Source organism: Serratia sp. 2880STDY5682894 (genome assembly GCF_001537385.1).
Taxonomy (GTDB): Bacteria; Pseudomonadota; Gammaproteobacteria; order Enterobacterales; family Enterobacteriaceae; genus Serratia; species Serratia nevei.
On sequence record NZ_FCJA01000018.1, the window covers coordinates 26,354 to 38,271 of the forward strand.

General features: G+C 52.5%; 11 protein-coding genes, 4 tRNA genes, 2 rRNA genes and 1 other RNA gene (1 of these 18 cut by a window edge). 2 read left to right on the forward strand and 16 right to left on the reverse strand.

All coding sequences use genetic code 11. The features are described from left to right. Positions 1–260: 260 nt before the first annotated feature. The 12 genes from rplL to AWX27_RS23980 all read right to left on the reverse strand — a co-directional run bounded on the left by rplL (position 261) and on the right by AWX27_RS23980 (position 5,853). The gene (gene rplL, locus AWX27_RS23925; protein WP_004929903.1) at positions 261–626 is read right to left on the reverse strand and encodes a 50S ribosomal protein L7/L12; all 366 of its coding nucleotides are present in this window, start codon (positions 624–626) and stop codon (positions 261–263) included. 63 nt (positions 627–689) lie between these two features. After that, on the reverse strand, positions 690–1,187 hold the full coding sequence (gene rplJ / locus AWX27_RS23930; protein WP_004929905.1) for a 50S ribosomal protein L10: 498 nt from the start codon (positions 1,185–1,187) through the stop codon (positions 690–692). Between the two features lie 338 nt (positions 1,188–1,525). Next, entirely contained in the window at positions 1,526–2,230 is a 705-nt protein-coding gene (gene rplA, locus AWX27_RS23935; protein ID WP_019456443.1) for a 50S ribosomal protein L1, read from the reverse strand. A 3-nt stretch (positions 2,231–2,233) separates the two neighbouring features. After that, positions 2,234–2,662, reverse strand: a complete 429-nt coding sequence (gene rplK / locus AWX27_RS23940; protein ID WP_015376316.1) for a 50S ribosomal protein L11 — start codon at positions 2,660–2,662, stop codon at positions 2,234–2,236. 165 nt (positions 2,663–2,827) lie between these two features. Next, positions 2,828–3,373 carry a transcription termination/antitermination protein NusG gene (gene nusG / locus AWX27_RS23945; protein ID WP_004929914.1) on the reverse strand — a complete coding sequence of 182 codons (546 nt, stop codon included), beginning with the start codon at positions 3,371–3,373 and terminating at the stop codon, positions 2,828–2,830. A gap of 1 nt (position 3,374) precedes the next feature. Then, a complete protein-coding gene (secE, locus tag AWX27_RS23950) occupies positions 3,375–3,758 on the reverse strand; it encodes a preprotein translocase subunit SecE (protein ID WP_004929916.1) in 384 nt (127 codons plus the stop codon). A gap of 260 nt (positions 3,759–4,018) precedes the next feature. Continuing rightward, on the reverse strand, positions 4,019–5,203 hold the full coding sequence (gene tuf / locus AWX27_RS23955; RefSeq protein WP_015376315.1) for an elongation factor Tu: 1,185 nt from the start codon (positions 5,201–5,203) through the stop codon (positions 4,019–4,021). 109 nt (positions 5,204–5,312) lie between these two features. Next, positions 5,313–5,388, reverse strand: a tRNA-Thr gene (locus tag AWX27_RS23960). Positions 5,389–5,394: 6 nt separating this feature from the next. Further along, positions 5,395–5,469, reverse strand: a tRNA-Gly gene (locus tag AWX27_RS23965). A gap of 36 nt (positions 5,470–5,505) precedes the next feature. After that, positions 5,506–5,621: non-coding RNA, RtT sRNA (locus tag AWX27_RS23970), on the reverse strand. A 46-nt stretch (positions 5,622–5,667) separates the two neighbouring features. Then, positions 5,668–5,752 (reverse strand) — tRNA-Tyr (locus AWX27_RS23975). A gap of 25 nt (positions 5,753–5,777) precedes the next feature. Then, positions 5,778–5,853 (reverse strand) — tRNA-Thr (locus tag AWX27_RS23980). A gap of 396 nt (positions 5,854–6,249) precedes the next feature. Between AWX27_RS23980 and AWX27_RS23985 the strand changes: the two genes are divergently transcribed. Both AWX27_RS23985 and coaA read left to right on the forward strand, forming a co-directional pair. Continuing rightward, positions 6,250–6,798 (forward strand): GNAT family N-acetyltransferase, encoded by a 549-nt coding sequence (locus AWX27_RS23985; protein ID WP_060425362.1) that lies wholly within the window; start codon positions 6,250–6,252, stop codon positions 6,796–6,798. Positions 6,799–7,017: 219 nt separating this feature from the next. Next, the gene (coaA, locus tag AWX27_RS23990; RefSeq protein WP_033636718.1) at positions 7,018–7,968 is read left to right on the forward strand and encodes a type I pantothenate kinase; all 951 of its coding nucleotides are present in this window, start codon (positions 7,018–7,020) and stop codon (positions 7,966–7,968) included. Positions 7,969–8,013: 45 nt separating this feature from the next. Here coaA and birA read toward each other — a convergent pair whose 3' ends face one another. From birA to AWX27_RS24010, 4 genes are all read right to left on the reverse strand, one after another. After that, on the reverse strand, positions 8,014–8,976 hold the full coding sequence (gene birA, locus AWX27_RS23995) for a bifunctional biotin--[acetyl-CoA-carboxylase] ligase/biotin operon repressor BirA (protein ID WP_033636716.1): 963 nt from the start codon (positions 8,974–8,976) through the stop codon (positions 8,014–8,016). Beyond that, on the reverse strand, positions 8,973–10,010 hold the full coding sequence (gene murB / locus AWX27_RS24000) for a UDP-N-acetylmuramate dehydrogenase (protein ID WP_060425364.1): 1,038 nt from the start codon (positions 10,008–10,010) through the stop codon (positions 8,973–8,975). Before murB ends, birA begins: the two co-directional genes overlap by 4 nt. Positions 10,011–10,386: 376 nt before the next feature. Then, a 5S ribosomal RNA gene (rrf, locus tag AWX27_RS24005) occupies positions 10,387–10,502 on the reverse strand. 106 nt (positions 10,503–10,608) lie between these two features. After that, a 23S ribosomal RNA gene (locus AWX27_RS24010) occupies positions 10,609–11,918 on the reverse strand (it continues 1,610 nt past the right edge of the window).

Here is an 11,918-nt window from a genome sequence, read left to right on the forward strand (position 1 = left end):
TGTCGACCGGAAAGCGGGAACACTTTCCGCAATGTCTCTTGCTATCACGCTTAAACCATTTCATCGCGTCTTCCCCCAGAACTCCTGGTAGTGCAAAGACCGCGGTATATTAAGTCGTCAATAGAAACAAACATTGGGAGGCGAAACCAGCAGCCAAACAGTGTGAAACGCTACTGGCGCCCTACAGCGCAAAAAGGCTGGTGACTAAAAAGTCACCAGCCATCAGCCTAAAAGACTAGGCTGCAACCGGAAAGGTTGGCTTATTTAACTTCAACTTCTGCGCCAGCTTCTTCCAGAGATTTTTTCAGAGCTTCTGCGTCATCTTTGCTCACGCCTTCTTTCAGAGCGGCTGGAGCAGATTCAACCAGGTCTTTAGCTTCTTTCAGACCCAGGCCGGTAGCGCCACGTACTGCTTTGATAACAGCAACTTTGTTAGCGCCTGCAGCTTTCAGGATAACGTCGAATTCAGTTTTCTCTTCAGCAGCTTCAGCTGGGCCAGCAGCAACAGCTACAGCAGCAGCAGCAGAAACGCCGAATTTTTCTTCCATAGCGGAAACCAGTTCAACAACGTCCATTACGGACATAGCGGCAACTGCTTCCAGGATTTGGTCTTTAGTGATAGACATAACAATTGTTCCTAAAATTCAGAAATAGTTTAAATACGTTAGCAAAGGCTAAGAAAGAGTGGCTTACGCCGCTTCTTTCTGATCGCGTACTGCAGCCAGAGTGCGAACCAGTTTGCCGGCAGCGGCTTCTTTCATGGTTGCCATCAGGCGTGCGATCGCTTCTTCGTAAGTTGGCAGCGTCGCCAGGCGGTCGATTTGCGCCGCTGGGATCAGCTCACCTTCAAAGGCCGCAGCTTTAACCTCGAATTTTGCATTCGCTTTCGCGAACTCTTTGAACAGACGAGCAGCAGCGCCCGGGTGTTCGTGAGAGAATGCAATCAAGGTAGGACCGACAAACGTGTCTTTCAGGCATTCGAATGGAGTGCCTTCAACTACGCGACGCATCAGGGTGTTGCGAACAACACGCATGTAAACGCCAGCTTCACGACCTGCTTTACGCAGTTCAGTCATTTTATCTACGGTAACGCCGCGGGAATCCGCAACAACCGCAGACAGCGCGCCTTTGGCTACTTCGCTGACTTCAGCAACAATCGCTTGTTTGTCTTGAAGATTTAATGCCATTAGCTTTTTGCTCCTGGATTAGCCGGGGAAAATCCCCCGGAACTCACTTCACTCGGCGCTTTGTAAAACGCCACGCCGAGCGGCTTAACACGGTGAGCAGAATCCAGCAAAGACATTCTTTTATAAAAAAGAAAAATTTTCTTAGGCTCTGTCACCGTCTACGCAGGAAGGATTAAGTATCTTGCGATACACCTGCGGTCTTGGACGGAGGCCTGGATAGGCCAGGCTCCAACCGAAAAATCTTTGTTTTGCCTACGGCATAGCCAATAGCAAAACCTTGGGGCATAAGATTCTAGACAAATCTTGACCCCAAGTCAAAGCGATAATCGCAAATGCGATTAGTTCGCTGCAGCAGACAGACCGCTCTGATCGATAGCAACGCCAGCACCCATGGTGGTGGAGAGGCTAACTTTCTTGATGTACATGCCTTTCGCCTGAGAAGGTTTTGCTTTTTTCAGCGCAACCAGCAGGGCTTCCAGGTTTTCTTTCAGTTTGTCTGCGTCGAAATCAACCTTACCGATAGTGGTATGGATGATGCCGTTTTTGTCGTTACGGTAGCGAACCTGACCTGCTTTAGCGTTTTTCACTGCTTCAGCAACGTTCGGAGTAACGGTACCCACTTTCGGGTTTGGCATCAGGCCGCGTGGACCCAGGATCTGGCCCAGTTGACCTACAACGCGCATTGCATCCGGGGAAGCAATAACAACGTCGAAGTTCATTTCGCCTTTCTTGATCTGGTCAGCCAGATCGTCCATACCTACCAGCTCTGCGCCGGCAGCTTTCGCTGCTTCAGCGTTAGCGCCTTGGGCAAATACGGCAACGCGAACGGAACGACCGGTGCCGTGTGGCAGAACGGTAGCGCCACGAACGTTTTGGTCAGATTTACGAGCGTCAATGCCGAGGTTAACGGCAACGTCAACGCTTTCTACGAATTTAGCGGTGGCCAGCTCTTTCAGCAGAGCAACAGCTTCAGTGATGTCATACTGTTTAGTAGCATCAACTTTGTCACGGATCACGCGCATGCGCTTGGTCAGCTTAGCCATCTCTTAATCCTCCACTACCAGGCCCATGGAACGAGCGGTACCTTCGATGGAGCGAGTCATCGCTTCAACGTCAGAACCAGTCATGTCCGCAGCTTTGGTTTCTGCGATTTCACGTACCTGAGCACGGGTCACTTTACCTACTTTGTCTTTGTTCGGCTTACCGGAACCAGACTTGATACCAGCCGCTTTTTTCAGCAGAACTGCTGCTGGCGGGGTTTTGGTAACGAAAGTGAAGGAGCGATCAGAATAAACGGTGATAACAACCGGAATCGGCAGACCTTTTTCAACGCTGTCAGTCTTAGCGTTGAATGCCTTACAGAATTCCATGATGTTAACGCCCTGCTGACCCAGAGCTGGACCCACTGGTGGGCTCGGGTTCGCCATACCAGCTGCAACTTGCAGCTTGACGTAGGCTTGTACTTTCTTAGCCATTTAAATTTCCTCGGTTTGGGTAGTATCGCCTCGTAAGAGGCTCCCCGTGTTTCACCCCGCCCAACATGCATCAGGCAAGGCATCTAAAAACAAAAGGCGCGAAATTGTAGTTCAATTTCGCGCCTTTGACAAGCGGCAACGCGCCACTCATTGCTGATTATTCGATCAGCCTTTCTCAACCTGGCTGAAGTCCAGTTCCACCGGCGTTGCACGGCCAAAGATGGAAACGGAAACTTTCAGGCGGCTCTTCTCGTAATCGACTTCTTCGACCACACCGTTGAAATCGGCAAACGGGCCGTCGTTGACGCGCACCAGCTCGCCCGGTTCGAACAGCGTTTTCGGACGCGGCTTGTCACCAACCTGCTGCAGGCGGTTCATGATCGCATCAACTTCTTTATCGCTGATTGGCGCAGGACGGTCAGACGTACCGCCGATGAACCCCATGACGCGCGGTACGCTGCGCACCAGGTGCCAGCTGGCGTCATTCATCACCATCTGCACCAGCACGTAGCCAGGGAAGAACTTACGCTCGCTCTTGCGACGCTGGCCGCCACGGATTTCAACCACTTCCTCCGTAGGCACCATCACTTCGCCGAACAGCTCTTCCATATCGTGCAGTTTGATGTGTTCACGCAGCGATTGTGCTACGCGACCTTCAAAACCGGAAAACGCCTGAACGACGTACCAACGTTTTTTTGGAGCTTCAGACATTTTAGAACCTCAGGCCAGTAATAAACGACACCAGACGGACCAGAATACCATCCAGCCCCCACAGAATCAGTGACATCACGGCGGTTACCGCGGCAACGATCAACGTGGTGTGTAGCGTTTCCTGACGAGTTGGCCAAATCACTTTACGTACTTCGGTACGCGCTTCGCGGGCAAACGCAACGGTGGCTTTGCCTTTGGTGGTCATCAGAGCCACTGCACCTGCAACGGCGATGATCAGCACAACTGCCAGCGCGCGCAATGGCAGGCTTAAATCACGGTAGTAATAGTTACCGACAATAGCCACAACCAACAGAACGGCGACGATCAGCCACTTTGCCGCTTCCAGGCCGCGTCCGCTCCCTTGAGCCTCGGTATTCGCACTCATAAACCAACCTGTCACAATGATGATTCAGAACAAACAACTTTGCCTCGCATTGCGAGGCAAACCAAACCGATCGGATACCGCTTCAGCGCTATCCCGGTGTTTTACGCTATGACGTATTTCAGTCAATACGGTTTAAGAGCCCATCTCACCAATGATTATGACTGCAAAATCGCTGATGAGATAGGTTCTAGTTCACAGCGTAGAAAAAGGGCATCAAATGATGCCCTTTTACCGCGTGTCGCGTCAAACTTTATCAGCGATTAAGCGATAACTTTAGCAACAACGCCTGCGCCAACGGTACGGCCGCCTTCACGGATTGCGAAACGCAGACCGTCATCCATCGCGATTGGGTGAATCAGGGTGACAACCATGTTCACGTTGTCGCCTGGCATTACCATCTCTACGCCTTCTGGCAGTTCGATGGTGCCGGTCACGTCAGTAGTACGGAAGTAGAACTGTGGACGGTAGCCTTTGAAGAATGGCGTGTGACGACCACCTTCATCTTTGCTCAGGATGTACACTTCAGATTCGAACTGGGTGTGTGGCTTGATAGAGCCTGGCTTAGCCAGTACCTGACCACGTTCGATTTCTTCACGCTTGATACCACGCAGCAGAACACCTACGTTCTCACCAGCACGGCCTTCGTCCAGCAGTTTGCGGAACATTTCAACGCCAGTACAGGTAGACTTAACGGTGTCTTTGATACCAACGATTTCAACTTCTTCGCCAACTTTGATGATACCGCGCTCAACACGACCGGTAACAACGGTACCACGACCGGAGATGGAGAATACGTCTTCGATTGGCAGCAGGAACGGCTTGTCGATAGCACGCTCTGGCTCTGGGATGTAGCTGTCCAGGGCTTCGGCCAGTTCGATGATTTTCGCTTCCCACTCAGCTTCGCCTTCCAGCGCTTTCAGCGCGGAACCACGGATTACTGGCAGGTCGTCGCCTGGGAAATCGTACGCGGACAGCAGTTCGCGAACTTCCATTTCTACCAGTTCCAGCAGCTCTTCATCATCAACCATGTCGCATTTGTTCATGAATACGATGATGAAAGGAACGCCAACCTGACGACCCAGCAGGATGTGCTCACGGGTCTGAGGCATTGGGCCGTCAGTCGCAGCTACTACCAGGATCGCGCCGTCCATCTGAGCAGCACCGGTGATCATGTTTTTCACGTAGTCGGCGTGCCCTGGGCAGTCAACGTGCGCGTAGTGACGAGTCGGGGTGTCATACTCAACGTGAGAGGTGTTGATGGTGATACCACGAGCTTTTTCTTCTGGCGCGTTATCGATCTGGTCGAAAGCACGTGCAGAACCGCCGTAGGTTTTAGCCAGTACGGTGGTGATCGCTGCAGTCAGGGTAGTTTTACCGTGGTCAACGTGGCCGATAGTACCGACGTTAACGTGCGGTTTTGTACGTTCAAACTTTTCTTTAGACATCGATTGTCCCTCTAAGACACGGATAAATCGGTGGTATCACCACATCAACCAAGCATTTGCTCGTTGAATCCAGAACAGAAAGAAAATCAGGGGGCGAGAAATTAAGAAGTGGTGCTGATAGGCAGATTCGAACTGCCGACCTCACCCTTACCAAGGGTGCGCTCTACCAACTGAGCTATATCAGCACATCTTGGAGCGGGCAGTGGGAATCGAACCCACATCATCAGCTTGGAAGGCTGAGGTAATAGCCATTATACGATGCCCGCATCCTGGAACTCGGCTACCTGATTTTTCTGTAGAATTTTGGGATGGAGCAGGATTGTTCATCACTCGGCTCGCATCCTTCGGGCCGGCTGCGCCTTGCGCTGCACAGCTCGAACCTTGCCGAAGGCTTTCGCCCTCTCCTCCCGCCATCAACCGTTGCGGTATTTATCGCATCTCAGTTAATCGCCGAAGGCAAGATTTGGTGGTGGGGGAAGGATTCGAACCTTCGAAGTCTGTGACGGCAGATTTACAGTCTGCTCCCTTTGGCCGCTCGGGAACCCCACCAGATTTTAACTACTTGTGACTTGAATGGTGCCGGCTACCGGAATCGAACTGGTGACCTACTGATTACAAGTCAGTTGCTCTACCTACTGAGCTAAGCCGGCATCAAGTGCAGCGCATTCTAGGTAGAGCGGGCGACCTATGCAACAAAAAAATTGCTTTACGCGCACTTTCGCTCATAAATCAGTCAATTTTGCATGCTGTCATGCAATTCGCAGCCTGCGGCGTGCAAACATTCATCACTCGCGGCAATCATTCTCTGCAATTTTATCCACTTTTTGCAAGCCTTGAGCGCCGCTTTCTCCGTGTCGGGCTTCTCAAAACACTTAACCCGCGCAGGTAAACTGTGAGCGGGATCGATGCACCAAAAAGGGGATACCTGCCCCGAACTGCGGCGTGGGCTACACTGATCCCTCGCCCTTTTGCCGTCGCCATGCCTTTCGCCGCTGTGGCTCATTTATTGCTTCTCTTCATTACCCCCATCCCAGGAGGCATGACCGATGAAAATAGTGCCTATCAACGCCGCTACGCTACCGATTTACCGCGATGAATTGGCCCGCCTGTTGACCGATGCCGTCACGCACGGCGCTTCTGTCGGTTACGACACCTTAATCCCTCACGAAGACGCCGAAAGCTACTTCCACAGTCTGCGGCCGGCCTTGGCCAAAGGTGAACTGCTGCTGTGGATTGCCCGTGACGAGCACGGCGTCGTTGGCACCGTGCAACTCGAGCTCTGCCAGAAGCCGAACGGCCGTAATCGTGCGGAGGTAGTGAAACTGTTGGTGCATAGCCGCGCTCGCCGAAACGGCGTAGGTCAGGCGCTGATGAAGTCACTGGAGCACGCGGCACTGCAACAGCAGCGCGGGCTATTGTACCTGGATACGCAGGCCGGTTCGGCAGCAGAAGCGCTTTATCGCAGCCTGGGTTATCGCTGTTTGGGCGAGCTACCGGATTATGCGGCAGGGCCCGATGGGCATTACCATCCAACCGTTATTTATTACAAACGCCTGTTCGCCGTGAACCAACCTTCGCGCGCCATCGCCAGCTAGCCTTCAGGCGGTATCCGGCCCCGATGATACCGCCTTGCAACCCCGCTTTATCAACTGCGCGCCGCTTCGCACAATTGACATAAACTGCTGCCTATCGACAACTTTTGCGAAAAAAGTCTACGCCAAAAACGAAGCTGTCTATAATATGCAGCTTGTTTATTCTCTGGAGCTGGCGTCCGGCGCCTTTCCCAACCTGCGTTAACAGGCAGAATTTGGCTTATGATAAAAAGAGATCAATCTTTAGCAACGCCCTACCTACAGTTCGATCGTACCCAATGGGCTGCGTTGAGAGATTCGGTGCCGCTGACGTTGTCGGAAGAAGAGATCGTTAAACTGAAAGGGATTAACGAAGATCTCTCGTTGGAAGAAGTTGCGCAGATTTATCTGCCGCTGTCACGACTGTTGAACTTCTATATCAGCTCCAACCTGCGGCGGCAGGCGGTACTGGAGCAATTCCTCGGCACCGACGGGCAAAAAATTCCCTATGTCATCGGCATCGCCGGCAGCGTAGCCGTCGGTAAGAGCACAACAGCGCGCTTGTTGCAGGCACTGCTGAGCCGCTGGCCGGAACACCGCAGCGTTGAGCTGATCACGACCGACGGTTTCTTGCATCCAAATAAGGTGCTGAACGAACGCGGCCTGATGAAGAAAAAAGGCTTCCCGCAGTCTTACGATATGCATAGCCTGGTGAAATTCGTGTCGGAAGTGAAATCCGGCGCCAAACGCGTCACCGCCCCGGTTTATTCCCATTTGATCTATGACGTTGTGCCCGAGGGCAATAAAGTCATCGAGCAGCCGGATATTCTGATCCTGGAAGGGCTTAACGTATTGCAAAGCGGTATGGATTACCCTCACGATCCGCATCGCGTATTCGTTTCCGATTTTGTCGACTTCTCTATATATGTTGATGCCCCGGAGACGCTATTGCAAAGCTGGTATATCAATCGCTTCCTGAAATTCCGTCAGGGCGCATTTTCCAATCCCGATTCTTATTTCCATCACTATTCAAAATTGCCGGAACCGGAAGCGATTAATATCGCCACGCAATTGTGGAATGAAATTAACGGATTGAATTTGCAGCAGAATATACTGCCTACGCGCGAGAGAGCCAGCCTGATCATGACCAAAAGCGCTAACCACGCCGTTGAAAGCGTGCGTTTAAGAAAGTAAGCCTACCGATCGATTCAGGGGACGTTGCCGTCCCCCTTTCTCTAACTATTCCGCACTGCGCAGTGATATCTCCCCGCCGATGAAGGGTTTTATCTCTCCGTCTTGTTCCAGTAGTAGCGCCCCCTGCGAATCGATACCTCGGGCGATGCCCACAATCTGCCGCTCGCCAATCAGGAGCTTGACCGGTCTGTCGATAAAGTTATCCAGGGTACGCCAGCGACCGATAAATGGCGCCAGTCCGTCTATCTCAAACTGTTTCAACGACTGACGCAGCTCATTGAGCAGGGTTGCAGCCAGCTCATTGCGATCGATCTGAATTCCCGCTTCCTGCAGGTTAATCCAGCCCTGGGTAATGGCGCTGGCGTTGGTATCCCGCATCGCCAGGTTAATGCCGGCACCGATGACCAGTTGAGCCGCATCGCCGGTTTTTCCCGTCAGTTCGACCAGGATCCCCGCCAGTTTACGATCGTTCAGATAAAGATCGTTAGGCCACTTAACGCGCACGTCTGCCGCACCGAGACGCTGCAGAACTTCCGCCATCACCATCCCGATCACCAGGCTAAGCCCCATTGCCGCCGCCGGGCCTTGCTCCAAGCGCCAGAACATCGACAGGTATAAATTAGCGCCGAATGGCGAGATCCACTGCCGCCCGCGGCGCCCACGCCCCGCCTGTTGGTATTCAGCGACGCAGGCGTCACCGGAGTGCAATTCGGCGATGCGGTCCAGCAAGTATTGGTTGGTGGAATCGACCACCGGCAACACGCTTACACGCTTGTCTTCCAGCAGGCTGAGGATACGCTCGGCTTCCAACAGCTGGATGGCACCAGGCAGGCTGTAACCTTTGCCAGGCACGGTAAAAACATCCAGCCCCCACTCGCGAATGGTTTGAATATGCTTATTGATCGCAGCACGGCTCATGCCGAGTGACTCACCGAGGTGTTCCCCGGAATGGAACTCGCCGTCGGCCAGCAGCGCGATCAGTTTTAACGGAACCTTGGTATCTTTCATGACAGCACCGCCACGGCATTCAGCTCACCGGTCGCGCCAATAAAACGCACCTCAGGCTCCAGCCAGACGCCAAATTTATCGGCCACCGTCTTGCGTACATGGCGCGCCAGCGCCACCACATCCTGGCTGTGGGCGTTGTCGATGTTCACCAGCACCAGCGCCTGCTGGCGGTGTACCGCAGCACCACCGAGACGATATCCTTTCAGCTCGCATTGGTCGATAAGCCAGCCGGCGGCCAGCTTCACCTGGCCATCCTGCTGCAGATAATGCGGTATGCCAGGATATTTGGCGATGAGTTCTGCGGCTTTCTCTGCGTTCACCAGCGGATTCTTGAAGAAGCTGCCGGCATTGCCGGTTTCACGCGGATCAGGCAGCTTGCTGCGGCGCATGGCGCATACGGATTCAAATACCTGAAGCGGCGTCACCGTAGCGGGATCCAGCTTAGCCAGATCGCCGTAGCTCAATTTGGGTTGCCACTGTTTGTTGAGGCGCAAACCCAGCCCGACAATGACATGCCCGGTTTGGAAACGGTGTTTGAAAATACTTTCCCGGTAGCCGAAACCACACTCGGCAGCCGGAATGCGATCGATAGCGCCGGTAGAGAAATCCAGCAGGTCGACATACTCGCAAACGTCTTTCAATTCGACGCCGTAGGCGCCGATGTTCTGAATAGGCGCGGAGCCGGCCAATCCAGGAATCAACGCCAGGTTCTCCAGACCGCAGATCCCGGCCTGCAGCGTATATTGCACCAGATCATGCCAATTCTCACCGGAGCTGACGTGGAGATGCCAGGCATCGTTATCTTCCCGGACGTCGATACCCTTTAGCTGATTGACCATGACCGTGCCCGAAAAATCCTCCAGGAACAGCACGTTGCTACCTTCACCGAGAATCAGCAGCGGCTCCTGACGCTTGCGCGTTTGTTGCCAAACCTTGAGCATCTGCTCAATTCTATCGGCTATGATCAGGTGCGCTGCGTTGACCGGGAGCGCAAACGTATTGTGGTTTTTTAAAGACGCGCTTTCAGTAGACATAACGTTCAGTACCTATACGGAAATAATCTTTCGCCTAGTCTACTCGATTCGAGGCGTCTGGCTAATATTTGTTTTAATTAACGTGAAATTTATCGAATAATACACTGAAGAATTAAGATTTATCTTTGATATAACCGGATAATTCTCATCAACATCTTAATAAATAGGCATTTTTATTATTTAAATAATAATCTGAAGCTATCAATTACATATTGATCTGGCTATTTCCCCGACAAAAAACATTATGCTTCCTTATAAGGCTAAGCTACATATGCCAAAAAGGTATTTTTCAAAGTAATAGATACAGTCAGGATATTTATTTTACGCATAGCAAAAAGCCCTGAACGTCAGTTCAGGGCTTTCGGCTTTATTTGATGCCTGGCAGTGTCCTACTCTCGCATGGGGAGACCCCACACTACCATCGGCGCTACGGCGTTTCACTTCTGAGTTCGGCATGGGGTCAGGTGGGACCACCGCGCTATTGCCGCCAGGCAAATTCTGTTTCATTCCAACCGCGCCACTCTCGTGTCGCCATCAGAACCAATCTGTAAACAAGCTGAATATTGTCTTGGTCTCACCAAAACACCTTCGGTGTTGTAAGGTTAAGCCTCACGGATCATTAGTACTGGTTAGCTCAATGCATCGCTGCACTTACACACCCAGCCTATCAACGTCTTAGTCTTAAACGTTCCTTCAGGGGCCTTAAAGGCCCAGGGAAGACTCATCTTGAGGCAAGTTTCGCGCTTAGATGCTTTCAGCGCTTATCTTTTCCGCACTTAGCTACCGGGCAATGCCATTGGCATGACAACCCGAACACCAGTGGTGCGTTCACTCCGGTCCTCTCGTACTAGGAGCAACCCCTCTCAATCTTCCAACGCCCACGGCAGATAGGGACCGAACTGTCTCACGACGTTCTAAACCCAGCTCGCGTACCACTTTAAATGGCGAACAGCCATACCCTTGGGACCTACTTCAGCCCCAGGATGTGATGAGCCGACATCGAGGTGCCAAACACCGCCGTCGATATGAACTCTTGGGCGGTATCAGCCTGTTATCCCCGGAGTACCTTTTATCCGTTGAGCGATGGCCCTTCCATTCAGAACCACCGGATCACTAAGACCTACTTTCGTACCTGCTCGAGCCGTCACTCTCGCAGTCAAGCTAGCTTATGCCTTTGCACTAACCTCACGATGTCCGACCGTGATTAGCTAACCTTCGTGCTCCTCCGTTACTCTTTGGGAGGAGACCGCCCCAGTCAAACTACCCACCAGACACTGTCCTCACCCCGGATCACGGGGCCGAGTTAGAACATCAAACATTAAAGGGTGGTATTTCAAGGATGGCTCCACGCAGACTGGCGTCCACGCTTCAAAGCCTCCCACCTATCCTACACATCAAGGCTCAATGTTCAGTGTCAAGCTATAGTAAAGGTTCACGGGGTCTTTCCGTCTTGCCGCGGGTACACTGCATCTTCACAGCGAGTTCAATTTCACTGAGTCTCGGGTGGAGACAGCCTGGCCATCATTACGCCATTCGTGCAGGTCGGAACTTACCCGACAAGGAATTTCGCTACCTTAGGACCGTTATAGTTACGGCCGCCGTTTACTGGGGCTTCGATCAAGAGCTTCGCCTTGCGGCTGACCCCATCAATTAACCTTCCAGCACCGGGCAGGCGTCACACCGTATACGTCCACTTTCGTGTTTGCACAGTGCTGTGTTTTTATTAAACAGTTGCAGCCAGCTGGTATCTTCGACTGGCTTCAGCTCCATCCGCAAGGGACTTCACCTACATGCCAGCGTGCCTTCTCCCGAAGTTACGGCACCATTTTGCCTAGTTCCTTCACCCGAGTTCTCTCAAGCGCCTTGGTATTCTCTACCTGACCACCTGTGTCGGTTTGGGGTACGATT

Bases quoted from the DNA above. Each gene is read 5' to 3' on its own strand.
- rplL (WP_004929903.1), bottom strand. From the start codon at position 626: ATGTCTATCACTAAAGACCAAATCCTGGAAGCAGTTGCCGCTATGTCC.
- rplJ (WP_004929905.1), bottom strand. From the start codon at position 1,187: ATGGCATTAAATCTTCAAGACAAACAAGCGATTGTTGCTGAAGTCAGC.
- rplA (WP_019456443.1), bottom strand. From the start codon at position 2,230: ATGGCTAAGCTGACCAAGCGCATGCGCGTGATCCGTGACAAAGTTGAT.
- rplK (WP_015376316.1), bottom strand. From the start codon at position 2,662: ATGGCTAAGAAAGTACAAGCCTACGTCAAGCTGCAAGTTGCAGCTGGT.
- nusG (WP_004929914.1), bottom strand. From the start codon at position 3,373: ATGTCTGAAGCTCCAAAAAAACGTTGGTACGTCGTTCAGGCGTTTTCC.
- secE (WP_004929916.1), bottom strand. From the start codon at position 3,758: ATGAGTGCGAATACCGAGGCTCAAGGGAGCGGACGCGGCCTGGAAGCG.
- tuf (WP_015376315.1), bottom strand. From the start codon at position 5,203: ATGTCTAAAGAAAAGTTTGAACGTACAAAACCGCACGTTAACGTCGGT.
- AWX27_RS23985 (WP_060425362.1), top strand. From the start codon at position 6,250: ATGAAAATAGTGCCTATCAACGCCGCTACGCTACCGATTTACCGCGAT.
- coaA (WP_033636718.1), top strand. From the start codon at position 7,018: ATGATAAAAAGAGATCAATCTTTAGCAACGCCCTACCTACAGTTCGAT.
- birA (WP_033636716.1), bottom strand. From the start codon at position 8,976: ATGAAAGATACCAAGGTTCCGTTAAAACTGATCGCGCTGCTGGCCGAC.
- murB (WP_060425364.1), bottom strand. From the start codon at position 10,010: ATGTCTACTGAAAGCGCGTCTTTAAAAAACCACAATACGTTTGCGCTC.